The organism is Furfurilactobacillus entadae (assembly GCF_045862745.1).
Classification (GTDB): Bacteria; Bacillota; Bacilli; order Lactobacillales; family Lactobacillaceae; genus Furfurilactobacillus; species Furfurilactobacillus entadae.
The window spans coordinates 1-22,728 of the sequence record NZ_BQXN01000031.1 but is presented as its reverse complement, the minus strand read 5'-3'; the positions used below and the strand labels follow the sequence as shown (position 1 = coordinate 22,728).

Annotated in this window: 25 protein-coding genes; 14 read left to right on the top strand and 11 right to left on the bottom strand. The window is 47.5% G+C overall.

Annotated elements, in window-relative coordinates; genetic code table 11:
• Positions 1–180 precede the first annotated feature (180 nt).
• The 4 genes from ACKTR5_RS10760 to ACKTR5_RS10745 all read right to left on the bottom strand — a co-directional run bounded on the left by ACKTR5_RS10760 (position 181) and on the right by ACKTR5_RS10745 (position 4,192).
• Complete coding sequence (locus ACKTR5_RS10760) at positions 181–1,098, bottom strand: magnesium transporter CorA family protein (RefSeq protein ID WP_407881434.1); 918 nt, start codon at positions 1,096–1,098, stop codon at positions 181–183.
• A 26-nt stretch (positions 1,099–1,124) separates the two neighbouring features.
• Positions 1,125–2,171: a YdcF family protein gene (locus tag ACKTR5_RS10755; protein ID WP_407881433.1), complete on the bottom strand. Its 1,047-nt coding sequence runs from the start codon at positions 2,169–2,171 to the stop codon at positions 1,125–1,127.
• 9 nt (positions 2,172–2,180) lie between these two features.
• Positions 2,181–3,332 (bottom strand): VanZ family protein, encoded by a 1,152-nt coding sequence (locus tag ACKTR5_RS10750; protein WP_407881431.1) that lies wholly within the window; start codon positions 3,330–3,332, stop codon positions 2,181–2,183.
• 131 nt (positions 3,333–3,463) lie between these two features.
• Entirely contained in the window at positions 3,464–4,192 is a 729-nt protein-coding gene (locus ACKTR5_RS10745) for an SDR family oxidoreductase (protein WP_407881430.1), read from the bottom strand.
• A 149-nt stretch (positions 4,193–4,341) separates the two neighbouring features.
• On the opposite strand from ACKTR5_RS10745, the gene ACKTR5_RS10740 reads away from it, so the two are divergent.
• Positions 4,342–4,707, top strand: a complete 366-nt coding sequence (locus ACKTR5_RS10740) for a winged helix-turn-helix transcriptional regulator (protein WP_407881429.1) — start codon at positions 4,342–4,344, stop codon at positions 4,705–4,707.
• Positions 4,708–4,799: 92 nt separating this feature from the next.
• Here ACKTR5_RS10740 and ACKTR5_RS10735 read toward each other — a convergent pair whose 3' ends face one another.
• Entirely contained in the window at positions 4,800–5,276 is a 477-nt protein-coding gene (locus ACKTR5_RS10735; RefSeq protein ID WP_407881427.1) for a MarR family winged helix-turn-helix transcriptional regulator, read from the bottom strand.
• 167 nt (positions 5,277–5,443) lie between these two features.
• Here ACKTR5_RS10735 and ACKTR5_RS10730 point away from each other — a divergent pair, with 167 nt between their 5' ends.
• From ACKTR5_RS10730 to ACKTR5_RS10715, 4 genes are all read left to right on the top strand, one after another.
• The gene (locus ACKTR5_RS10730; RefSeq protein WP_407881426.1) at positions 5,444–6,370 is read left to right on the top strand and encodes an RluA family pseudouridine synthase; all 927 of its coding nucleotides are present in this window, start codon (positions 5,444–5,446) and stop codon (positions 6,368–6,370) included.
• Positions 6,371–6,431: 61 nt separating this feature from the next.
• A complete protein-coding gene (locus ACKTR5_RS10725) occupies positions 6,432–7,229 on the top strand; it encodes a TerC family protein (protein WP_407881425.1) in 798 nt (265 codons plus the stop codon).
• Between the two features lie 51 nt (positions 7,230–7,280).
• Entirely contained in the window at positions 7,281–7,607 is a 327-nt protein-coding gene (trxA, locus tag ACKTR5_RS10720) for a thioredoxin (RefSeq protein WP_407881423.1), read from the top strand.
• Between the two features lie 228 nt (positions 7,608–7,835).
• On the top strand, positions 7,836–8,714 hold the full coding sequence (locus ACKTR5_RS10715) for an alpha/beta hydrolase (protein WP_407881422.1): 879 nt from the start codon (positions 7,836–7,838) through the stop codon (positions 8,712–8,714).
• Between the two features lie 73 nt (positions 8,715–8,787).
• On the opposite strand, the gene ACKTR5_RS10710 is transcribed toward ACKTR5_RS10715, so the two are convergent.
• Complete coding sequence (locus tag ACKTR5_RS10710; protein ID WP_407881421.1) at positions 8,788–9,225, bottom strand: Spx/MgsR family RNA polymerase-binding regulatory protein; 438 nt, start codon at positions 9,223–9,225, stop codon at positions 8,788–8,790.
• Between the two features lie 474 nt (positions 9,226–9,699).
• On the opposite strand from ACKTR5_RS10710, the gene ACKTR5_RS10705 reads away from it, so the two are divergent.
• From ACKTR5_RS10705 to ACKTR5_RS10695, 3 genes are all read left to right on the top strand, one after another.
• On the top strand, positions 9,700–10,341 hold the full coding sequence (locus ACKTR5_RS10705; RefSeq protein ID WP_407881420.1) for a hypothetical protein: 642 nt from the start codon (positions 9,700–9,702) through the stop codon (positions 10,339–10,341).
• Between the two features lie 11 nt (positions 10,342–10,352).
• The gene (locus ACKTR5_RS10700) at positions 10,353–10,736 is read left to right on the top strand and encodes an HIT family protein (RefSeq protein WP_407881419.1); all 384 of its coding nucleotides are present in this window, start codon (positions 10,353–10,355) and stop codon (positions 10,734–10,736) included.
• A gap of 125 nt (positions 10,737–10,861) precedes the next feature.
• Positions 10,862–11,716: a DUF6287 domain-containing protein gene (locus ACKTR5_RS10695; RefSeq protein WP_407881418.1), complete on the top strand. Its 855-nt coding sequence runs from the start codon at positions 10,862–10,864 to the stop codon at positions 11,714–11,716.
• 59 nt (positions 11,717–11,775) lie between these two features.
• Here ACKTR5_RS10695 and ACKTR5_RS10690 read toward each other — a convergent pair whose 3' ends face one another.
• From ACKTR5_RS10690 to trpX, 4 genes are all read right to left on the bottom strand, one after another.
• The gene (locus tag ACKTR5_RS10690; RefSeq protein WP_407881416.1) at positions 11,776–12,537 is read right to left on the bottom strand and encodes a glycosyltransferase family 2 protein; all 762 of its coding nucleotides are present in this window, start codon (positions 12,535–12,537) and stop codon (positions 11,776–11,778) included.
• Positions 12,538–12,604: 67 nt separating this feature from the next.
• Positions 12,605–13,384, bottom strand: coding sequence for an ABC transporter ATP-binding protein (locus ACKTR5_RS10685; protein ID WP_407881415.1), 780 nt, complete (start codon positions 13,382–13,384; stop codon positions 12,605–12,607).
• Entirely contained in the window at positions 13,371–14,273 is a 903-nt protein-coding gene (locus tag ACKTR5_RS10680; protein ID WP_407881414.1) for an ABC transporter permease, read from the bottom strand. Before ACKTR5_RS10680 ends, ACKTR5_RS10685 begins: the two co-directional genes overlap by 14 nt.
• Positions 14,270–15,265 carry a tryptophan ABC transporter substrate-binding protein gene (trpX, locus tag ACKTR5_RS10675; protein WP_407881412.1) on the bottom strand — a complete coding sequence of 332 codons (996 nt, stop codon included), beginning with the start codon at positions 15,263–15,265 and terminating at the stop codon, positions 14,270–14,272. The genes ACKTR5_RS10680 and trpX overlap by 4 nt, the downstream gene beginning before the upstream one ends.
• A 448-nt stretch (positions 15,266–15,713) precedes the next feature.
• Between trpX and ACKTR5_RS10670 the strand changes: the two genes are divergently transcribed.
• The 4 genes from ACKTR5_RS10670 (at position 15,714) to nagE (ending at position 19,648) form a co-directional block, all read left to right on the top strand.
• Complete coding sequence (locus ACKTR5_RS10670) at positions 15,714–16,112, top strand: fluoride efflux transporter FluC (protein WP_407881410.1); 399 nt, start codon at positions 15,714–15,716, stop codon at positions 16,110–16,112.
• Entirely contained in the window at positions 16,109–16,459 is a 351-nt protein-coding gene (locus tag ACKTR5_RS10665; protein WP_407881408.1) for a fluoride efflux transporter FluC, read from the top strand. Before ACKTR5_RS10670 ends, ACKTR5_RS10665 begins: the two co-directional genes overlap by 4 nt.
• Before the next feature lie 73 nt (positions 16,460–16,532).
• Entirely contained in the window at positions 16,533–17,402 is an 870-nt protein-coding gene (locus ACKTR5_RS10660; RefSeq protein ID WP_407881407.1) for a DegV family protein, read from the top strand.
• Positions 17,403–17,668: 266 nt separating this feature from the next.
• Positions 17,669–19,648, top strand: a complete 1,980-nt coding sequence (nagE, locus tag ACKTR5_RS10655; protein ID WP_407881406.1) for an N-acetylglucosamine-specific PTS transporter subunit IIBC — start codon at positions 17,669–17,671, stop codon at positions 19,646–19,648.
• Positions 19,649–19,708: 60 nt separating this feature from the next.
• Here the strand turns inward: nagE and ACKTR5_RS10650 are convergent, their stop codons facing one another.
• Entirely contained in the window at positions 19,709–20,071 is a 363-nt protein-coding gene (locus tag ACKTR5_RS10650) for a VOC family protein (RefSeq protein WP_407881404.1), read from the bottom strand.
• Between the two features lie 199 nt (positions 20,072–20,270).
• Between ACKTR5_RS10650 and ACKTR5_RS10645 the strand changes: the two genes are divergently transcribed.
• Together ACKTR5_RS10645 and ACKTR5_RS10640 are read left to right on the top strand one after the other, a co-directional pair.
• Positions 20,271–21,815: an ABC-F family ATP-binding cassette domain-containing protein gene (locus tag ACKTR5_RS10645; protein WP_407881402.1), complete on the top strand. Its 1,545-nt coding sequence runs from the start codon at positions 20,271–20,273 to the stop codon at positions 21,813–21,815.
• Between the two features lie 701 nt (positions 21,816–22,516).
• A partial coding sequence (locus ACKTR5_RS10640) for a KxYKxGKxW signal peptide domain-containing protein (RefSeq protein WP_407881401.1) occupies positions 22,517–22,728 on the top strand: 212 nt, incomplete at its 3' end.

Genomic DNA, 22,728 nt, shown 5'->3' with positions numbered 1-22,728 from the left:
GAAAGGGCCTGTGTGCTGGCGCGCGTTTGTGGCAGTTAGAACCAATGGTTCAGGATGGACGGTTTTGGTCCATGAATGCCACATTGTCGTTACCTGAGTCTTTCCGCGTTAGTAATTAAAAATCGCCTCACAGAGCTCTGTATAAGCTCCGTGAGGCGATTTTATGTAATTGCTTACCATTTACCGATCAAACAGCTTGTAGTGCTTCAGGATAAGGTAAACGACGTAGCCCAGCAGGGCAGTGATGGCGACGGTGATTTGCCAGCCGAACTTGAGGTGCTCAAACGGTAAGGGGACGTTTTGCCCGAAGAAACCGGAAACAATCGTGGGCACCGTCATGATGACAGAATAGGCCGTTAAGAACTTCATCGTGTTATTCAAGTTGTTGTCAATCAGGTTAGAATAGGCGTTTGAGACACGTTCCACAACGTCAGAGGTCATCTGGGCCATTTCTAAACCTTGTTGAGATTCAACCACAATATCCATCAGGTGTTCTTCCTGGTCCGTACTAATCGGCACTACGGGAATCCGCTTGAAGTCTTGAAGCATGTCCGTGTTTGTTTTAAGCGAAGTCAGGTAGTAAACCAGACGGGTCTCAATGTCCATGAGCTCATTAATGGCGCTGTGCTCAGGGTTGGTTTTCAAACTGTGCTGAATTTTAGCCCGCTGGCGGTCTAACCCGTTGATTTGATTGAGATAGTTTGTGGTGAGTTTGTATAGAAGACCTAAAATGGCGTCAATTGGCTGCTGTTGTTCAAGTGGCGGTAATTTAAGGGCTGAGTTAGAGCTGATGACCAAATCTTGAACGTAATTTGTGGCGCCACTCGTAAACGTAAAAACACGTTTACCTTTAAACAAAAAGCCGATTGGGGCGGTGGCATTTTCCACGTCTTCATCTGTTAAGACGTTAAAAATGATGAGCGAAATGCCGGTTTCTTTATCGATTTCAACCCGGGCACGTTCATTGGGATCGGTTGCATAACCATACATTTCTTCTGTTAGCTTGTAACTTTGAATTAAACGCCGGTGTTCCGCGGCCGTTTCGTCCTGAACGTTGACCCATTCGAAGTTATTGTTGATTTCAATTGGTGTTAGCATAACGAGGCTCTTTTCTTGTCTTCCGGTTACCGGAAAAATAGTGGGATGGTAATGGTCAAAATAATGATAATGGCGAGGCTGACCAGGTGGCGTGTGCGATGGAGCCACGTCATGGCAGCGTATTCGCGCATCAAACCACGCCAGTAGTAATTTGACCGCGTGGGAGCAGCAATGCCGCGGCTCGTTAATTTCAGGCTAGCAGCAAAGACCGCGGCCCGAAAAATGTGAAAGTTACTCGTTACAAATTCAATCGTTGGGTGCTGTTCGTGAATTTCATCAATGGCGTACTGAAAGTTTTCAAACGTACTGGTCGACTTTTGTTCCAACCGAATGGCGTCAGCAGGGTAGCCACTTTCTTTGGCGTAGTCAGCCATTGCACTGGCTTCACTAACCGTTTCGTCAGCGCCCTGACCACCAGACATGATGAGAACCGGCCACGTGGACGTTTTATCGTGGGCTGCACTAGCAACCGCAACGGCAGTATCGACACGCGCCTGAAGTAGTTTAGTCAACTCGTTTCCATGGTGCAAACCGCTACCAAGCACGATGACATAATGTTCGTCATGAAGTGTCGTTTGCCGTGGATAGATCCAGACGGAGAGAAGGAAATCAGCAAGTGTGATGACCATGTATCCGCCAAGCAGAATCAGGGCCGTGTTGACAAAACGTAATGGTGTTAGCAAATGTGTCGGCCATGCGAGCATTGGAATAAAGGGCACTACGGCAAGCACCAGGGCAACAATTAGATCGATAATCCCCAGTGTTTTGAGGTGCCGACGCCAAGCAGAAACGTGCCAGTTGAGAAGCATTAACCAATCAAAGAGGCCAAGCGCTAAAGCCAGGTAACCTAGTCCCATGAGGAGGCGCCAGCCGATGGTGTGCGTGTCTGACAACTGACTTAATAAAACGATCGGCATACCAAGCAGGATGACGGCCCCTAAGACCAAAAACCAGGCATTTAGTAACCGCCGGGGTTCACGATGGAAGCCCACAAGGGTGAGAACAATGGCGAGCAAGAAGACAGCACCGGGAAAATAAATGAGAAACGTGGTTGCTTGAGAGAGTGTTAGCATAAAAGCTCCTTAGTGAGAACGATGAGTTGAACCATGCGGCGCGGTGGCGGCTGGGTCAAAGAGTGAGATGAGACGTGTTTGACTGAAACGTTCAAAGAACGGCGGGTAGCCGGTAATAATTTCAGCAAAAAGTAGGTCGATGATTAAACAGCCTGCTAAGAGGATCGTGAATAATAGTTGGGATGACTGAGCAACGTAACGCCCCGTTTGATCAAAGGAATGGGCAAGAAGCCAGCCAAGAAGAATGATGCTCCCGGTCCCTAAAAATTGGCGTAACGCAAGCTGAATCCAGGAAGGTTTGCGCCAGTTATTGCTGCGAACTTGTAATTGAACGGCACGAAGCCCAAAGGTATAGCCATTAAAGCGCCATTCAGGGAGGTAAAGAACCAGGCCGGCATTAATGATGACCAGAAGCAGTAATGACGGGTGATGACCGGTTCCACTGATGATAATTGCGCCAATGACGGTAAACGTACCGATAATGAGCCAATCAACGACCCCGGCAGTGAACCGACGAAGCCAGCCGACCGTTTTGGCCCGGTTGACGTTAGCCGAATTGATGGCCTCACGGGTGGGCAGTAGCCACGTTAACAGTGGCGCAAAGAGCCATCCCAGCAAGCCCCCAGTGGTGTTTAAAATAAGATCGTCAACGTCGAATAGCCGGTATGGCCGAACGTAAAGTCCGTACAAACCGCTTAGCTGTGTGAGTTCGAAAAAGAGGCTCAGTAAAAACGAACACAGGATGGTGGTTAATAAATTACGTTTGTAATAGTAGTGAAGGTAAAAACCAAACGGAACGGTTAGCATGACGTTGAAAAAGGGCTGTTGAAAGCCAGCGGTATGTAACGTCGGGATCCACGTGGCGGGATTATGGAGCGAAAATCCCGTTGCCCGTAACGACTGCACTACAAGTAGTGGGTGCAGGTTAGATTTAGGTGTTGTTAATAGCGCCACACTGGCACGCGATGGCAGGGGCAAGATAATGAGAAAGTAAGCACACAGTAGATAGAAGAAAAAACTGTAGCTAACCGCGATCTGCCAGCGTGAAATCGCGCCATCCCGATGGTAATGATAAATGAACAATGGAAGCGATAACCCCAGCGCAAGAAGTGGAAACACCACGATTGCGACATGAATGGGTTCTAAATATTGATGCCACATCATAAGGCCCCCAAACGAACAATAATTATGTGGTTCATTGTACCACGTGTGTTAATTAAAAGGACTGATTCCCTAAATGAGGAAATCAGTCCTTTTAATTAATAAATGATTTTTCTAATGGTCGTAAACGACTAAGCGTCTTGCCGTGTTGCCGCGATGTCAACTTCACGAATGTTGACTTCTTGTGGCATGTCATACATGAACTTAACGGTTTCAGCAACATGCTTTGGATCAAGTGTCAGTCCGCCCATGGTTTCTTTCCATGCTTGGTAATCTGACAGTGCAGAGTCACTAGTGACGTGAGTTAATAATTCAGTTTCAGCGGCACCAGGCGCAACCGTCATGACCCGCACGTTCTTTGCGGCATTTTCTTCACGAATGGTTTCTGATAAACCGTGGACACCAAACTTAGAAGCAACGTACGCAGCGTGGTTCACGAACGTCTTCTTACCGGCGAGGGAAGACATGTTTAAAATGGTTCCGTGTTCACGTTCGCGCATATCGTTCAAGACGATTTGCGTCCCGTTTAGAACACCCATAACGTTGGTGTCCAGCATTGTTTGCCATTCCTTAGGGTCTTGGACCTGAACGTTCCCTAAGAGCATTAAACCGGCATTGTTGACCAATAAGTCGGTCTTACCGTACTTAGCTTCGGCCTTACGGATAGCAGCTTCAAACTGAGCGTAGTCAGTAACGTCAACGGTATCAACCATCGCGTTATCAAAGTCCTTTGCTAGCGCGGTTAATTTATCGATCCGACGACCAAGTAAGAGCATTGGAAAGCCATCGGCGTTGAATTGTTTAGCGATTTCGGCACCAAAGCCAGAACTGGCGCCTGTAATAACAACAAGTGGTTTCATTATTAAGTTCCTCCAAAATTTGGTTTGATAGATGATGTTTTAATCGGTCTCTTTTGACGATTATCAGTATAATGGCATACAATATCAAAGAAAAGTACGCACCTTAAGGTAACCACGGGCGGTTAAGCTCGTTTTGAAAGGAAGACCTCATGCAAGCACGACCAACGGCGACGCAACCACAGTACCTGAATGAATTTGATGCCACGATGCAGATGATTCAGGGAAAGTGGAAAATCATGATTATGTACCATTTAGCTGAAGAGACCCACCGTCGCTTTGCGGACTTGCAACACCACATTGGGCAGGTCTCGCACAAAACGTTGACCAATCAGCTACGAGAATTAGAGGACGACGGGCTAATCAGTCGCCACGATTTTCAAACGGCACAACCCCACGTTGAGTATGAACTGACAACAAAGGGCCAATCTTTGATTCCGGTCCTGGATGCCATTTGCGATTGGGGCAATACGCACATTAGTGAGACGTTGATGGAACGGTCGTTGTGCGACGAATAAAATTGACCTAGAGGCACTAGTAATCAACTACCGAGACTAATGCGAAAGGGACGCTGTAATTAACTGAAATTACAGTGTCCCTTTTTGATGAATTAAAGTGGTTGACCAGAATGAATGGCTTCATTAATGAGGGTCAAAAATTTCATAAGCAATTTACGGTCACCCTTGCTGAACTGATCAGCGATGGTGTGATACGTTGCCTTAGCGCTGGCATCAACCGTTTGGTATTCTTCAGCCAGTAATTGGCCAGCCTCCGTCAGTGTGAGGGTAGTGATTCGATGGTCCGCTTCATTTTGATGGCGATTAACCAAATCCATTGATGTCAGTTTGTGGAGGGCTTTTGTAATGGCTGGCTTGGAGATTGCAAACCACGTTGCCAATAAACTGTTGGTAACCGGCACGTCGCTTACCGCAAGGCGCTGCAGAATTTGGAGTTGGGTGAGGCTAAGCTGATAGGCGCTGATATGGGCTGCTGCCTTAGTCTGTTGCAATGTATTATCATTGGTTCGAACGTTAATTAATGTTTGTCGTAACGTTTGTGCGACATCATCCGGCGTCACTTTTGCCATGTGAAGAGCCTCCCCTTAATTAGATTAAATGGTGGTTCAAAAGAACTTATTCACTATACCATTGGAACAACCGTATCGAAAGGGAAACTCCCCGCATTTTTGGTGAGTGAGGCAATGAATAATGGCAAATGGATCAATGAAACAACTGAACAAACCTGAAAGGATTTATGATGACAAATGATCGCGTGACTAACCAGGCAACGTGGCAATCGAGCCACGTTGTTACCCCCACAGAGGCGGGTGTAACGGTTCGTGAATTATTGAGTTTATGGCTCATTCCAAAACGCCTCCAGCACTATTTGCGGGTGCGGCAGGATGTGCTTGTAAACGCAAAATATCGTCCGTACAGCATGCCGGTTGCGGCTGGTGATCATGTGACGTTAACCGTTCGGGCGGATGAGTTACAAACGCCGCTTCAAGCGTACGAACCGGATGAACGGATGAGCATCCCAGTGTTGTTTGAAAATGATGATTTGGTGGTTATTGATAAGCCAACTGGCGTGAAAAGCCACCCGAATCAGGCTGGTGAGCGTGGGACGGTCATGAACTATTTGACCACACAACTAGCACCACAGGGCGTGGCGCCGGCCATGGTCCACCGCTTAGATATGGCAACAAGTGGGGCGATGATCGTGGCGAAGAACCCCCTCGTGGTCCCAATCTTAGATCGGTTGATTAGTGATAAACGGATTGATCGAACCTACGTTGCCTGGGTGGCCGGCCATTTTGACCACCAGACGGGAGCGTTTAGTGATGCAATCGGCCGTGACCCAGATGATAAACGCAAACGAATGTTGGATGGTGAGCGGCCACAGACCGCATTGACGCACTATGAGGTGCTGGATGAGACACCAACGGCAACGTTAGTGCAGCTCACGTTGGCAACGGGGCGAACCCACCAGTTACGGGTCCACCTAGCCGGAAACGGTCACGCCATTTTAGGTGATCCGCTGTACGCAAACCGTGAGGAACAGGAACGAGCACCGCGGCTGATGCTGCATGCGCGTCGCCTGAACTTGTTGGTTCCGTTTACGGGGCAGCGTACGACGGTGACCGCACCACTACCACCGGATTTTGCGACATTCACCGGATAAACGGCTCAGAGTGGCGTCAAAAGTGGTAGACTGTAGCACGGAAAAGAAAGAGGGCCTTTAATTGTTGCACGGATTGAATCAGCTTTACGGCCCGTTTTTTGATGGTCATAACTGGGCGGCAGTCTTGACCAGTGGAAATGACTGGCTCATTATCTTGTCGCTTGTTATGATTGAATGTTTATTGTCAGTCGATAACGCGGTGGTGTTAGCCGCTCAGACGACATCGTTAACAAACCTGCAGGAACGTGAAAAATCGTTGTTTTATGGGTTATGGGGCGCCTATCTGTTTCGCTTTTTGATCATTGGGCTTGGAACGTACCTCATTAAATTTTGGTGGATCAAGGTGTTAGGGGCAGGGTACTTAGTGTACCTGGTCTATCGGTATTTTCACCACATGGTGACGCAGCAAAAGCGCCACCCGGTTGGTGAAAACGCACCGACAGTTGCACCACAAGCACCGCGTCATTGGCGCGGCTTATCACCGTTTTGGGCGGTGGTCATTCAAATTGAGGTGATGGACATTGTTTTTTCCATTGATTCAGTTTTGACATCACTAGCCGTCTCAACGAATCCAGTCATTGTCCTGATTGGTGGACTGATTGGGATTTTATGTATGCGTGGTGTTGCGGAAGTGATCATGCGGGTCATGCGAACGATTCCCGAATTAGAAACGATGGCTTACGTCCTCATCGCACTGATTGCGGTCAAACTGGTCCTCTCGATTCCACTGATTGGGATCGACCTGTCCGCGGGCCTCTTTGGCGGGGTGATTATTATCGCGACGGTGGTCACACTGATCGTCCACTATGTGTGGCAGTCGCGAAAACGGCTCAAACAACCGGCTGTTCATCATTCTTAAGGCGATTATGTGTGGTATGATGGGTGAAAGAATTTTCAGGAGGACAAACCGATGGCGCAAGCAGTAACAAGCCAGGAAGAGATTGATCAGGCAACCGCAACGGGGATTTCTGTGATTGATTTTTGGGCATCTTGGTGTGGCCCATGTAAAATGATGGACCCAATTTTGGACCAGCTTGAGGCGGAGTATGATGGGAAGATCAACTTCTTAAAGATGAACGTTGATGACCATCAGGCCATTGCCCAGCAGTATAAGGTGATGGGCATTCCAAGTCTGGTGATGTTTAAGGATGGAAAAGCCTTTGAAAAGGTAACGGGCGTTTACCCAAAGGAAAAATTGGACCATTACTTCGAGACAAAGTTGAAAGAAAAAGAGTAGAGCGAAACGACGAGCGTTTAGGCTCACTCCTCTAAGACAAACAGGGCGCTTATGGACGGTTCTTTGTCCATGAGGGCCCTGTTTGCCTTAGAGGAGACGGAGGCTGCTCGTCGTTTCGCGTTTGCGCTAGCAAAAGTGGTGTGATGACTTCTTAATTTTCATCAATGATTTAATGATTCGGCGTCAGCGTGGGGTATAATGGCGCCAGTACATATGGGAGTAAACGACATGGGTGAACAAAAACATGTGGTCGCGGTTCGGCCAGCAAAACAAGATCGGTTTATTCATTGGTTGATTGGGACACTGTGTGGTCTGTTATTGATTGCAGGAATTGTGATGAACTTTGAAGCTGGTGAACAAAAGCAGCTGGGGCACGTCCGGGTGACGTACAGTAAGACGCCAACGCTGTTTATTTCGGGAGACTACAGTAACTGGCTGACGTTTGGTCCGCTGATCGATCGGTTGGCACGTTATGACATTGGCCGGCCGGTTTGGACGATCCACGTTTCGAAAAGTGGGCATGCAACCATTGATAAAAAGGGCCCACTTGGAAACCATAATCCGCTGATTCTGGTGCTTTTTGCGGACAATCATAATGCGCAAAAAGAGGCCAAGCAACTGAGACCGATCATGAAACAATTAAAGCAGCAAGAGCACATCCAGACGGTGAATCTAGTGGGGCATTCATCAGGGTGTAACATTATTTACCAGTACTTGACGGGGCCAGCGGCTGATCATCGTGAGGATTACCCAACAACAGTAAAGTTTGTCAACATTGCGACGACGTACAGTAAGGCTGAACGGCGGGCCGTGACACGGTTTCCTCAGCACATTTCGGTGTTAAACATTGCCGGAAATGCGTTTAATACTGGGGGCGATTTTGGTGTTTCCGTTGAGGGTGACCAACAACTCGGAACCACGCTGACAGGGCGTGTGGATCATTACCAAACGCAGATTTTGTTTGGTGGAATCACCGTGATCCATTATTTACTGCACCAAAATCCCCGGGTGGATCGGGCGTTGGTGGACTTTCTGTGGAATTCACACTACACACCACAAACACGCTATCCACAAAATCCTAATGGTCGTTCATGGCAACAAAAATAACAAAAAGCACGTCACCACTGGTCATCAGGCAGTGGTGGCGTGCTTTTTTTGTAAACAAGAGGGGGAATGGAAATTAGCTGTTTAAGCGGACAAGAATACTATTTAATTCCTGTTTTCGAAGACGACGGGGAATAAACGTCCCAAATTCGTCGTCGTTAAAACCGACCTGCAGCACCTTTCGCGTGTCATCAAACGCAATTGGCCAGCGCAGCATTTTCGGATTATCAATAATGACGTTTAACATTTCTTTGAGTGAAAGTTGTGTTAGGTCCATTTTTTTGCTTAGCGCCTGCATTGCGAGTGAGCGGGGAGCGACCAGCTCATCACAACCATTTTCACTGGCTGCTAAGAATTGTTTCAAAACGTCTGGCGAAAGATTTTCACGTGCCTTAACGGTTTTCTCAGCGGTCGTATCAATGGGATGTTCTTTGAAAGGAACCATGTTGTCCTTTAACCATTGAACGGCGCGGCGACATGAAGTGGATGAGCCAATCGTGTAAATGTGTAGCATATGCAGTCCTCCTTGAGTGTCAGGGAATTTGTTATGTTTACCATTTGCTGATAATAACTATAAGTTAATTTATATTAACTGTCAAACTGATTTTGCTAGTTTTTATTTAATTGAGTAATGTAACAGGGGGTTAACCGTTGTTATACCAACGTTTAGCGATAATAAAAAAATTTTAAAAATTATAACGAAAGTGTACAAAAATATCCGTTTTAGGGAAAATAGATGCACTTAGTCAACGATGTTGTTGTTATTGGTCGAAACAATCGTCAAACTGCAATGGGTCAAATAAGTAACCGGTTACAAAATGCTGGATTAGGGTCACTATAACTGCAAGCGGCTAAAAGGTCAATTAAATTAACTTATTCCAGTAATGGTTATTATTAGTAATTTATAAACAGTCTAAACAACGTGACTTACGGTTTTTTTAACGTTTGAAGCGATCGGGGATGATCAGAATTGTGCTAAAATGACGTTATGAAAAATGATTATGAAAACCAACAGGGAACACGGATGAGCCGGCACAGTCAGCCGCCAAAAGTGGCGAATGATCCCGTTAAAAAATTGCGTCGTCCGCACGGATTCCTAAGCTTCTTAGTCGGGCTTGTTTTCCTAGTGAGTCTTGGTGTTCGGTTGACCGTTTTGAGTGAACCGTTCATGGCACAAGCAGTGCAGTCACCAATGGTAGTTAATCAGGTTCATGATGAATTCGTAACCACACTGACGAATAATCACCTCCCAAGCAGTATCGCTTCGGATCGACTGATTAAAGCAACGCTCAAGACGGGTGTCCAGGAGACTTACGCCGGTGAAGACCTGAACTTTAATAATAAGACGATTAAGGCGGCCATCGCGGCAGACGTGAATCAACAGGCATCCTCATTTGGCTTAGGAAGCAGCACTACGGTGGTTGATTCATTGACCAATTCTGTAAGTGGGACGGTGTTAGATCAACTAACGTCACGCTATCACAACCAGACGTTGTCCTGGTTTGCAGCAAATGTCCAAATGTTCCAATTTTTAACAACAGTGTTAACGTTTGTGAGTGGTTGCCTGTGGTTGTGGTTATTGATTAGTAATCATCGGCGGCGCCATGCACGGTCAGTGAACCGTCAATGAGGGGAGCAAAAATGAACTTAACGCAGAAACCTGGTTGTCCGTTCTGTGAAAAAACGGACATCATTATTGAAAATGACTTGGCCAAAGCATTTTGGGATATTCATCCGGTGAACCCCGGGCACACATTGATCGTGCCAAAGCGCCACGCGACGGATTGGTGGGGGCTTACCAATGAAGAAAAAGCGGCCATTGATGAACTGGTTGTTGCAATGAAAGCGCAACTTGATGACCAGTATCATCCAGATGCATACAACATCGGCATGAACCTTGGTGCTGACGCTGGGCAAACGGTTTTTCATGCTCACGTTCATTTGATTCCACGGTATGAGGGTGACATGAAGGTCCCGTCTGGGGGCGTTCGGAACTTAATTCCGCGGAAAGTGCCGCGTAAATAATTAACGATAATTGAAAGCATCAAGTACAACTGGGAACCACGGACATTCAGCTGTGCTTGATGTTTTTGCGCGGCAACTGATAAAGCTGTGATTTCATAATTAAAAAAGATTGGAGAGCGTTCGTAGTGGCTAAGAAATATTTCGGGGGAACCACGCGTTCACCACATACGTATGAATTTTTCAAACAACGGCGGGATGACCCAAATTGGCAGGCAGACTTTTATGTCATTCGGGCACAACGGCGTCGATGGGCGGTAATCACCACCATGGTTGTTGTTGCTTTGGTCGTTGTGGGGGCGGGGGCCACGTTGTCGGTCACACACACGCAGGGGTTTGACACGATTTTTCATCGTGAAACGGCGAAGCAACAGAAAGGTATCGAAGTTGCTAAAGCAACAACGACCAGTGATGATAAAAAGACGACGGGTGAGTCCGCTCACCGCCACCAAAAGCAAGGTTCGTCAGCAAGTTCATCAGCAACAGTAACCGCAAGCTCATCAAGTGCGGTTACACCGTCGACAAAAGTGGCAGCAACTGCAAAAGCGACGTCACAAGCCGCAAAGGATTCTTCCATGGTAGCGGCGCCTGCAAAGACGCAAACTGCTTCAACGCAAGAATTAGTAGCGGCAGGTGATATTGATAGTGCAGCAATGGCACATGGTGACATGAGCTCGTTAGTGGGAACATGGAAGAACGGTGCTGGTTCTGTAGCGACAGTTCATGCTGACGGTTCGGTTCAGTACAATGATCCGGATGGTACAACATACACTAGCCACATGAATAAATCGGAAATGACTGCATCAGGAGTCGAAATGCAAGTGGGTCCAGAGGGTCTTTTTGGTTACTATCTGGCGGCTTATCCCATTGGGGTCAAAAACAAGGCCGGAGATCAATCTGATACGAGCAAACCACGGCTTATTGGGACTCAAAATGCTGATAATTATTCTGCTGATAGCTATTACTACCGGCAAGGTCAATGATTTTTCAATCAAATAAGGGTTCGAAATCATCTAAGATTTCGAACCCTTATTTATTATGCTTATTGTTCTGGATGAAATGGTGTTGCGGTCAATCCCGTTGTTTGAAGGGCCGCGTCAATTTTATCCAGTGCTGCAAACTCGTTGGTCAATTTCTTGGCTGACAGAGCGTGGCTAGCGCTGTCACTGTAGGTCACGTAATGATACGTCTGTGTTGAATCGTACCAGGCTCCGTCAATTGTGGTGGCATACTGCACGTTGAAAAGCTGGTCTTCCATCATGGCCAACTCAGTGTCGAAGCGCAGGTTGTGCGCGTTGATAACGTTAAGTGAGTAGCACTTGTTCCACAGGAAACCACGAATGTCGCCGCTGGGCTTAATGATGTCGGTCAGCAGTTCTTCTTGGCTAAGCTGACGGGCGAGCGGATCGTTAGTAATTGCTTTGATAAGGCCGCCGTCTGCAAAATAGCCACCACAAGCCATGGCGACCTGATGGGTCGTCATGTTATTAACGAAGCGCTCAATGTAGGTGGGTTCGCACCAGTCGTCGCTGTCGACAAAACACACGAATTTTCCGGTTGCCGTTGTAAGGCCACGGTTGCGGGCAGCTGAGACACCTTGGTTTGTGGATTGGGTCAAGACCTGGATCCGTGGTTCACGAGCGGCCCAGAACGCACAGATGGTGCCGGAGTCATCGGTTGAGGCGTCATCCACAAGCAGAAGTTCGATGTTCGCGTAGGTTTGGCGTGCGAGACTGCCTAAGCAGTGGTCTAGCGTTGCCCGAGCATTATGAACGGGGATGATAATTGAAACAAGCGGATTCATTTATGAACTGTCCTTTCAAACGAACTTTACCCCTAGGATACCTGATAAACGCAAGTTCTAGCAACGCTTAGAGGGTTTCAAAAAAGCCAAAGAGTTGTTCGCGGGTCAATGCAGCCTTTTCGGCACCTGAAACGTCGACGGTGACCTTTCCGCCATTCAAAACGATGAGACGGTTGCCGTATTTAAGGGCGTCTTCAAGCCGGTGGGTGATCATTAGGCACGTGAGGTGATCGGCTGCGATGCGTTCATTTGTGGCCGTCATTAATTGCTCCGATGTTTTGGGATCTAACGCTGCCGTGTGTTCGTCTAATAGAAGGAGTTCAGGTTTACTCTCGACGGCCATTAGGAAGCTGAGTGCCTGCCGTTGTCCACCAGAGAGGGCCCCTGCGGCCGTGTCTAACCGGTTTTCAAGATTGTTGTTCATCGTGGCGGCCATCGTCTTGTAATCTGTCATGTGGCGGTGGAGGTGACGAGGAACAAGGCCCCGTCGTTGGCCCCGGTGTGAGGCTAACAGAAGGTTTTCAGCAACGGTCATCCGGGGCGCCGTTCCTAATTTAGGATCTTGGAAGACACGGGCGAGGAAACGGGTTCGCTGTTCTTCACTTTCATGTTTAATGGATTGGCCGTGTAGCAAAACGTCACCTTGATCTGCGGTGAGATTGCCACCAATAACGTTAAAGAGGGTGGACTTACCAGCGCCATTTGAACCAAGAACAGTGATAAAGTCACCAGGATAAATGGCCAGATTCAGGTCGTTTAGAATCGTCGTTTCGTTAGCGGTGTGCGCGTTGACCACGGTGGAAACGTGGCTCAGTTCTAGCAGTGGTTCAGAATTAGTTGTGGCCATGATGGGTGCTCCTTTCAACGAGGCGATCAAAGTGGAGAAACTGACGGAACCGCGGTAGTAATAAACAAAGCGCGAGGATGATTGCGGATAGTAAGTTTAGGTCGTTAGCAGAGAAGTTGAGTTGTAATACAATCAGTAAAGCAAAGCGGTATAAAATACTCCCTAGGGTAACGGCAATCAGGCGCTGGGTCAGGGATAATTCACCAAACGCAACTTCCCCGATGATGATCGAGGCAAGCGCAATGACGATGATCCCAATACCCATGTTAACGTCAGCATAGCCGTTATTTTGGGCCACAAGCGCACCGCCCATTGCGATGAGCCCGTTTGATAGCATGAGGCCCATAATGACCATCCGGTCTGTTTTGATGCCGACGGAGCGAGCCATGGTGGGGTTATCACCGGTTGCGATAAATGCTTGCCCCAGGTTGGTGTTAAGAAAGAAGACGAGTAGGCCGGTAACAAGGATGATCACAATAAGACCGACAAAAACGCCGTCAAAGTACTGTGGGAGTGATTCTAAGAAGTCGTTCTTGAAGAGGGAAGACTTCCCAAGAAGACTCAGGTTAGCGCGCCCCATGATTCGTAAGTTTACGGAGTAGGCGGCGGTCATAACGAGGATTCCGGCCAATAAAATGGGAATACGGCCCTTGGTGTACAGTAACCCAGTGATGAGGCCGGCGCCCATCCCAACCAGAAACGCACACAGCGTGGCCAACAATGGGTTCATGCCCCGATAGATCAAGGCAACAGCGGTGGCAGCACCGAGTGGAAACGTGCCTTCAACGGTCATGTCGGGGAAATCGAGAATTCGAAAGGTGAGGAACAAGCCGAGACCCAGGATGGCCCATAAGAGCCCCTGGCCGATTGCGGATGTAATGAGTGTCATTTGTAAAGTTCCCCCTTTTGCTTTGCTTCATTAATGAGTGATTGTGGGATGGTGATGCCCAGTTGTTTGGCAACCTTGAGGTTAATGGTTAAGTCACCGTGGCGGACATATTCAATTGGTGTGGTTGCTGGTGTCTTTTTGTGTTTCAAGATGGCAACGGTCATGTCGCCGGTTAAGCGGCCCAGCTTGTACTGGTTGACGGAGTAAGTGGCAAGTCCGCCCTGTTTAACCATGGTGTCAACGGCTGGAAAGACCGGAATCTTCTTGGCGTTAGTGTTGGCAACCAGGGTCTGCATCGCACTAGCTAACGTGTTGTCGGTCGGAACGTACACGGCGTCCACCTCATTAGCCATGGTTTGTGAGACCTGGTTAACGTCATTGGTGTTCGCAACAGAGTAGGCCTTTAAGGTGATGTGTTCCTTTTGACAAAGGGCCTTAAACTGCTTGTATTGCGCCGTTGCCGAGTCGTCGCTTGACGTGTAAATGATCCCGAGTGTCTTGAGGTTTGGTGTTAGCTTCTTGATCAAACCGAGTTGCTCAGCAAGCGGTGCCTGGTCGGAAACACCAGTGATGTTGCCACCGGGACGCGTGTTGTTTTGAACGAGTTTTGCACCTTTCGGGTCGGTGACAGCTCCTAAGACAACCGGAATCTTTGTGGTCGCATTAGCTAGTGCCTGAGCTGATGGGGTGGCAATCCCAATCGCGACATCGACCTGTTCATGAACAAAACGGGCGCTCATTGTTTGCAAGTTACTTTGGTCGCCCTCAGCGTTTTGAAAATCAATGTGAATGGTCTTCCCGGGGATGTACCCGTGGGCCTTCAGGCTATCGTCGATTCCACGATTGATGGTATCGAGGGCCGGATGGGTCAACAGTTGGAGAACACCAACCGTTGGAATTTTTTGTTGGGCGCGTTGTTGCTGTTTACCTTGGAAAAAGGCGACGCCGAGGAAAATGAAAATAATGGCAATGAGACTGTACAAGCGTTTCATAAGCAGGAACTCCTTTGAATAAAATGGGTGGTGGCGGTGAGAACATGAAAAAACGGCAGCTCACGTGTGCGAGCTGCCGTTAAAATAAAAAACACCGGGCTCACACAGGGGTTAATCCGTGCGCACTCGGTGATGAATTCACATCAAAGTTAGTCGGCACAGATGCAATCGAAGATCTGACTTCAGATTGCATCCAGCCACGATGGTGGTTAAGCAACCTGAATTACCGGCTTTGCCAAGTATTTAGTTGTTGAACGTGACTAATCACCATCATAACGAACTCCTTTTTGTAAGCTGTCTTTATACGTTGTAGTGTAGAGGAGCGCTTCAATCGTGTCAAATGTTTTTTTACAGATTGGTGAATTTCCCCGGGCGTTAGTTGTCATAACGGCGATTCTTGAGTAAGGTAGAGGGATGTCTAGCGTTAAAACAGAGGGGAAATGACAAAATGACACGACGAATATTAGCCGTCGGCGGATTTGCGTTTGTTGGTGGGTTCTTGCGGGAACTACTAGAACTAATGTGGCCGCTAACGACACAGTGGTACGGAACAACGATTGCGATTAACATTAGTGGCGCGTTTTTATTGGCCATGGTTAACTTTTGGTTGGCGAACCGCTTGCCATTACCTAGCGAAGTGATTTTAGGACTAGGGACCGGGATGATCGGTGCGTTCACCACGTTTTCGAGCTTTTCCTTAGAGTGTGTCAAACTGTTGCAGACTGGCCAATGGCTGGTCGTAACGGTCTACGTGCTGAGCTCCGTTATTGGCGGACTTGCGGCCGCAAGCGCCGGGCAACGGTTGGCGCACTGGCTACTGGAACGGACGGAGGGTGATTGGCAATGATCCTAATGAGCGGACTGGCTGGCCTGGGCGCAAGCGGCGGCGCAATCCTTCGCTATTTGGTGATGCAATTTGAGAAACAGTTTAATCACCAGGTTCCCTTTCCATGGGCGACGTTTGGTATTAACTTAGTGGGAAGCTTGTGCTTAGGGGTGCTCATGGGGAGTACGTGGCCGCTGGCTATTAAGGTATTCCTTGGTGCGGGACTGTTGGGTGGGTTCACGACCTTTTCAACCATGGTTAATGAAGTGGTGTTGCTCATGCACGATCACCATCATGCGCTGGCCGTTGGGTATGTCGTCGCTTCACTACTTGGTGGCGTGGCATTAGCGGCGGTGGGATACCTGTGACTCTGTGTTTGCAGTTCCATCAGTCAATTGAGATAATGAATGAAACGACATTAAATGAAACTAGGTAATTGATATGAAAATTGCGGTGTTAACGGATAGTTCAGCGTACATTAACGCAGCAGATCAAGACCGTTACCACATTTATGTGATCAATGATCCAGTCTTGTTTGGGAATCATGTGTATCACGAAAATGTGGACTTAGATGCAAAGAAATTTTATGCCCTACTTAAAACAGAACACGTTGCGCCAACGACATCACAACCGTCAAATGGGGAAGTTCAACGGGTGCTAGACCAGGTTGTTGCCGATGGGTACGACACGGCCATTATCGTGGGCCTATCAAGTGGCATCTCCGGATTTATTTCAAACGTCGAAGCATATGCCCCAACGGTTGATAATTTGGATGTTCACATCTGGGATTCGCGGATCGCCTGTGCTGGGGCTGGAAATCAGGTTCTCCTGGCAGCTGCGCTTGCTGAAAAGGGCCACAGCGTTGATGAGATTTTTGCGCGCTTGGCCCAGTTACGGGAAACGACAAAGGTGATGTTTGTCGTGGATGATATGCGTCATTTAATGCGCACCGGCAGAATCTCTAATGGTCAGTCACTCATCGGGACGATGCTGCAAATTAAGCCAATGCTGGCGTTTACACCAGAAGGTAAAATTATTGCAACCGGCCGTGAACGACAAATGAAACGTGCATTTCTAAGCATTCAAAAGCAGTTTGCTGAGATTGTGGCGACAACAAATTATCCGCTGCGTGTGAGCATCGTGGATGCAAATAATGCAGATTTGAAGGCGCAGTGGTTAGCAGCTTCGCGGGCAGCGCAACCATCTGTGATCTTCGAGGATGGCATTATCGGACCACTGATTGGGGTCCACACGGGTGAAAAAGCGATGGGCTTTATTTACGCTCAGGATTGGCGCTCGTTGGTTGATTAAAACAACCACAATTGGATGAAGATAAAAATGAAAGGCGTGATTGGTATAGACACCAATCACGCCTTTTTTATACGGTTTTAAACTAATGAAAGCAAATGTGGTTAGCAGTGAAAATAAATGAAAAAAGTTTTCTGGACGGCAGGTCAAGGCGCACAAGGCCTCCGATTAATGGTATAGGTCAATTGTAGCAACTATATGCTTGCGTACCAACGATTAAACGGTATTATAAATACCATTGGTATGAAAATGACAGGAGAAATGAAAGCATGAAAGAGTATTTTCAACGGATGGGCCGTTCCTTAATGCTACCAGTAGCCACGCTACCGGCTGCCGCACTGTTAATTGGGATCGGTAACTGGATCGGTAAAGCAAACGCAGTGGGTGGCTTTTTAGTTAATGGTGGAACGGCAGTGTTAGATTCACTTGCGCTCCTTTTCGCCATTGGGTTAGCATTAGGAATGTCAGAACGTCAGGATGGCGCAGCGGCCGTTGCTGGGTTAGTGGCCTACATCATCCCGGCATACATGCTCGACCCAATCCACCTTGCCCCATTTTTGCAGATTAAAGTGAGTGCGGTAAACCCAGCGTTTACGGCGATTCACAATAACGTGCTGATTGGGATCATTGCCGGGCTGATCGCGGCGGCGTTGTATAACCGGTTTCATGCGACCAAGCTGCCAATGGCCCTGTCCTTTTTCTCCGGAAAGCGGAGTGTGCCGATCCTAGCAGCGGTTTCAATGATGTTCGTCACACTGGTTTTACTTTTTGTCTGGCCGGCTGTTTACGGTGCGTTGGTGGCATTTGGGACAACCATTTCGAAACTTGGCTGGGTTGGTGCTGGTCTTTACGGATTTTTCAACCGGTTGTTAATTCCTACTGGTTTACACCACGCGTTGAACGCGGTCTTTTGGTTTAATGTGGCTGATATTAATGACATGGGGAAGTGGCTTGCTGGTTCTGGAACTAAAGGGGTGACGGGCATGTACATGGCGGGCTTTTTCCCCGTCATGATGTTCGGACTGCCTGCTGGTGCCTACGCGATTTATCGCAATGCGCGGCCAGAAAATAAGAAAAAGACAGGTTCCCTCATGCTTGCCGGTGCGTTTGCCTCATTCTTTACCGGGGTGAGCGAACCGTTGGAGTTTTCCTTTATGTTTGTGGCTTGGCCACTCTATTTACTTCATGCGATCTTTACGGGGCTATCCCTGGCCCTAGCCGCTGCGATGCACTGGACGGCAGGTTTTTCGTTTAGCGCAGGGTTAGTCGACTTTTTATTAAGTACACGAATGCCACTGGCAAACATGCCGTTAATGCTTCTGGTTCAGGGGCTTGGCATGGCCGTGATTTACTACTTTGGTTTTGATTTTGCCATTAAGCACTTTGATTTAAAAACACCGGGTCGTGAAGATGATGACCCGTCCATGGCAAACGATGATGAACCAACGGACGCTACGGAAGATAAGTATCTCCGCCAGGGCCGGAAGATTTGGGCTGCCATTGGTGGAAAAAGTAACGTGCAACAGATGGGGAATTGTACGACCCGGTTGCGGTGGCAGTTAAAGGACACCGCGGTCGTGGACGCGGCCGCGATTCGAGCAACGGGAGCACCAGCTGTAAACGTACTTGATGAACATAACATTCAAATTATCATCGGGACAGAAGTTCAGTTTGTTGAAGACGCGCTGGAAGCCATCTATCGTGGTGAGGTTTCAGAAACGTTGGCAGTCGCTGATCCCGTGAGTTCAACGCCTGACGCAGGTGAGACGGTCGCACAAACGCCAATAACGCATGTGACGACACTGGCAGCCGTTGCTGATGGGAACATGGTTGACTTGAGCGCTGTTGCAGACGAAACGTTTGGCGGAAAGTTACTGGGTGATGGGTACGCCATTGAGCCGACAACGGGAACAATTGTGAGTCCGGTCGCCGGAACGATTTCCATGATTTTCCCAACCAAGCATGCGTTTGGGGTAACGACCACAAGTGGGTTAGAAATTCTCGTTCACGTGGGGATCAACACGGTGGAACTGGATGGGGCGCCGTTTACAACGCTTCTGGAAGCTGGGACGATCGTCAGTGCCGGTGAACCAATACTGACAGTTGACTTCGAGGCCATTCGGACAGCAGGAAAAGCGACGACGACCATGGTTGTGATCACAAACATGGATCATGTGGATGAACTAACGATGGTTGCACCCACGGCGGTTAAACGCGGTGCGGATGTTGCCACAGTCACAAGTCATTAAACTAAAAGACCGGCTGAACCCATATAATGAGGGTTTAGCCGGTCTTTCTTGAGTGAAGGCTTAATGTTTAGGTCGTTCCAGAATTTCAATCAAATTCCCTTCGAAATCATTAATGTAAACTGCCTGCAGGTCACCATCTGTTAGGGGGCCGGCGATGATTGGCACCCAGTAGTTTTGTAGGTGGCTGATTAACGCGTCAATGTTATCGTGAGCGTGAATAACGATATCAGGAGCGCTTTGATCGTTGTTTGCTGGGTGTTCGGGCACTGTGATAAAGGTGAGCGGTTGACCATTCACCAACACACTATCAGTTCCGTCGGGGAGGATGGTCTCTGGCAAGTCAAAGACTTCATGATAAAAGCGCCAGGCCCGTTTTGGATCACTGACATTAATGGTAAGTTGGCTAATAGTGCGGACATTCATGGGTGAAAAACCTCCAGCAAACGTATTTTGTCTAAGTCTAGCACACAGGTCCGGTCACCGCCATCGTTGGTCTTGCCTTGTGAAATGTGGTATATTATTAAACGCTGAAACAACATGAAAACTGGTTGGAACAGGCTTTATTCGTTAAGAATGCGCAACCGACTAACCAGTGGGACGAAGAAAAAGAGAGTAATTAATCATGAGCTTGTTAGAAGTAACGGGCTTATCCATGAGCTTTGCCGATAAAAACCTTTATGAAGACGCCAGTTTCCAGTTGGAAAAGGGTGAACACTTAGGTATCGTCGGGCAAAACGGGGCGGGTAAGTCGACGTTGATCAAAATCTTAACGGGAACACTGCTTCCCGTTGAAGGTGCCATTAAATGGCAAAAAAACGTGCGGATAGGTTATTTAGACCAGTATGCGGACATTCCGGAGGGGATGACGTTAATTGAGTTTCTGCACACTGCGTACGCTGAATTATATGCTAAGGACGCAAAGATGCAGCAATACTATGCTGACTATGCGGAGTCGATGGATGATGCGTTGTTAGAAAAGGCGGGACGGTTACAAGATGAACTGGCAGCCCGTAATTTTTATGACGTCGAGACCGAAATTGAACGGGTCATTACTGGACTGGGTTTAAACGAGATCGGTAAGGACCACGTTGTGTCAGAAATGTCCGGTGGCCAGCGGTCAAAGATTATTTTGGCTAAGCTGTTGCTAGAAAATCCAGACGTTATTCTGCTTGATGAACCGACAAACTATCTTGATGTGGCACACATTCAGTGGCTTGAAGATTATTTAAATGGTTATGAAGGGGCCGCCATGGTCATTTCACATGACTATGATTTCTTGGAAGCCGTCACGAATGCGATTTGTGACGTTTCCTTTGGGCAGATCACGAAGTACCGTGGTAGCTTCAAGAAGGCCATGAAGCAAAAGGAAGAGAAACGCGAATTCCAAGAAAAGGCCTACGAGAAACAGCGGGTCGTTATTGAAAAGAACGAAAAGCTGATTTCAAAGTTTAAGGCTGGTTCACACTCCAACATGGCGAAGTCACGTGAAAAGATGCTGAACCGGATGGAACGGATCGATCCGCCGTCAGATAACGTTCAGGCCCGGTTTGACTTTCCGTATCTTGATACGGGCTCACAAAACGCGTTGGTGGTTCGGGGATTGTCTGCTGGATACGAACGGCCACTGTTAGCACCCGTGACGTTTACGTTGGGGACCGCTCAAAAAATTGCGTTTGCCGGGTTCAACGGGGTCGGGAAATCAACGCTGATTAAGTCGATCCTCGGCGAACTGACACCGTTAGCTGGTGAGGCAGAATTTTCACCCTCTGCAAAAATCAACTACTTCAATCAGGACTTGGATTGGGAAGATGATCGGCTGACACCACTTCAAATCATTCAAAATGAATTTCCGACAATGTTGCCGAAGACGATTCGGACAAAGCTTGGGGCTGCCGGAATCAATGCCGCCAATGTCATGAAGCCAATGAACTTGCTTTCGGGTGGGGAACAAACGAAGGTTAAGCTGGCCATCATGGAATTGACGCCATCAAACTTCCTAATAATGGATGAACCGACCAACCATTTGGATGATGAAACGAAGAATGCGTTGAGCGAGGCACTTCAAAAGTTCCGGGGCAACCTGATTATGGTTAGCCATGAAGTTGGTTTCTATGATGGATGGATTGATGAAATCCTCAACGTTGAAAAACTGAGTTTACGTAAATAGATCAAATAAAGGCACTGACTAGTAATCCAGTCGGTGCCTTTTAAAATGGTTGGGTTAATCAACGGCGCAAACTCGGTCCGATGAATTGACATATTATATAGTAGAAACGGTCAATCATGTGTAAATGAATGATTAACTAGTTAAATTTATGTATTGACAAATGAAGTGGCGATTTTCGATGATTAAATTTATAAGTGATTCATACGATGAAGGATTTGCTGACCATTCACAGTGTTCGAAAAATAGTGAAGCGGGTAACTGGTTAATAAATAGAAATAAAATTCAGAAGGGTAAAAACCGCTTAGTAAAAGGTTTTTAGGGCGTTAAACCTCATGAGAATCATAGTTAACAAGGGGAATAACGTTCAAAAAAACTAAAAAGAATTAATTAAATAAAATAATAACAATTGTGACCCGAAAATATACAGTCAACGTATTAAAATGAACTTTTTAACAAAGTTATATGATCTTTTTTGTAATCGTTTTTATAAGATTTTTAATAAAGTGTGGTTGTTTCTGTTATGCAACCGACCAAGTTGGGCCCCTGTTTGCTACGATAATCACGAAAACGGAACAACTTATAAACCGGATACATTTCGATAAATAAATTAACGCCAACGAAACTTTGTGTCAATTTAGTTGTTTACAAACAATCGTTAAAGAGAGAAAGTACGAGGTGAACAAGAAAGGGGAAAGTTTAAAATGTCATCAGATAATCGTAAGGTAACTCGTCCAGTTGTTAAGAGTCGGGTTAAAATGTTTAAATCAAAGAAGGGTTGGCTGTACGCACCATTATTCTTCATCGGTACAGCTGCCGCATTAGCAACGGGGGCTGTTTCAGCAAGTGCTGACACAACTTCAACACCTGCTGCTAGCCAACCACAAACGGAAACGGTCGTTAAAGCCGCAACCGA

Coding starts and splice junctions, on each gene's coding strand:
- ACKTR5_RS10760 (WP_407881434.1), bottom strand. CDS start 1,098: ATGCTAACACCAATTGAAATCAACAATAACTTCGAATGGGTCAACGTT.
- ACKTR5_RS10755 (WP_407881433.1), bottom strand. CDS start 2,171: ATGCTAACACTCTCTCAAGCAACCACGTTTCTCATTTATTTTCCCGGT.
- ACKTR5_RS10750 (WP_407881431.1), bottom strand. CDS start 3,332: ATGTGGCATCAATATTTAGAACCCATTCATGTCGCAATCGTGGTGTTT.
- ACKTR5_RS10745 (WP_407881430.1), bottom strand. CDS start 4,192: ATGAAACCACTTGTTGTTATTACAGGCGCCAGTTCTGGCTTTGGTGCC.
- ACKTR5_RS10740 (WP_407881429.1), top strand. CDS start 4,342: ATGCAAGCACGACCAACGGCGACGCAACCACAGTACCTGAATGAATTT.
- ACKTR5_RS10735 (WP_407881427.1), bottom strand. CDS start 5,276: ATGGCAAAAGTGACGCCGGATGATGTCGCACAAACGTTACGACAAACA.
- ACKTR5_RS10730 (WP_407881426.1), top strand. CDS start 5,444: ATGATGACAAATGATCGCGTGACTAACCAGGCAACGTGGCAATCGAGC.
- trxA (WP_407881423.1), top strand. CDS start 7,281: ATGGCGCAAGCAGTAACAAGCCAGGAAGAGATTGATCAGGCAACCGCA.
- ACKTR5_RS10715 (WP_407881422.1), top strand. CDS start 7,836: ATGGGTGAACAAAAACATGTGGTCGCGGTTCGGCCAGCAAAACAAGAT.
- ACKTR5_RS10710 (WP_407881421.1), bottom strand. CDS start 9,225: ATGCTACACATTTACACGATTGGCTCATCCACTTCATGTCGCCGCGCC.
- ACKTR5_RS10705 (WP_407881420.1), top strand. CDS start 9,700: ATGAAAAATGATTATGAAAACCAACAGGGAACACGGATGAGCCGGCAC.
- ACKTR5_RS10700 (WP_407881419.1), top strand. CDS start 10,353: ATGAACTTAACGCAGAAACCTGGTTGTCCGTTCTGTGAAAAAACGGAC.
- ACKTR5_RS10690 (WP_407881416.1), bottom strand. CDS start 12,537: ATGAATCCGCTTGTTTCAATTATCATCCCCGTTCATAATGCTCGGGCA.
- ACKTR5_RS10685 (WP_407881415.1), bottom strand. CDS start 13,384: ATGGCCACAACTAATTCTGAACCACTGCTAGAACTGAGCCACGTTTCC.
- ACKTR5_RS10680 (WP_407881414.1), bottom strand. CDS start 14,273: ATGACACTCATTACATCCGCAATCGGCCAGGGGCTCTTATGGGCCATC.
- trpX (WP_407881412.1), bottom strand. CDS start 15,265: ATGAAACGCTTGTACAGTCTCATTGCCATTATTTTCATTTTCCTCGGC.
- ACKTR5_RS10670 (WP_407881410.1), top strand. CDS start 15,714: ATGACACGACGAATATTAGCCGTCGGCGGATTTGCGTTTGTTGGTGGG.
- ACKTR5_RS10665 (WP_407881408.1), top strand. CDS start 16,109: ATGATCCTAATGAGCGGACTGGCTGGCCTGGGCGCAAGCGGCGGCGCA.
- ACKTR5_RS10660 (WP_407881407.1), top strand. CDS start 16,533: ATGAAAATTGCGGTGTTAACGGATAGTTCAGCGTACATTAACGCAGCA.
- nagE (WP_407881406.1), top strand. CDS start 17,669: ATGAAAGAGTATTTTCAACGGATGGGCCGTTCCTTAATGCTACCAGTA.
- ACKTR5_RS10650 (WP_407881404.1), bottom strand. CDS start 20,071: ATGAATGTCCGCACTATTAGCCAACTTACCATTAATGTCAGTGATCCA.
- ACKTR5_RS10645 (WP_407881402.1), top strand. CDS start 20,271: ATGAGCTTGTTAGAAGTAACGGGCTTATCCATGAGCTTTGCCGATAAA.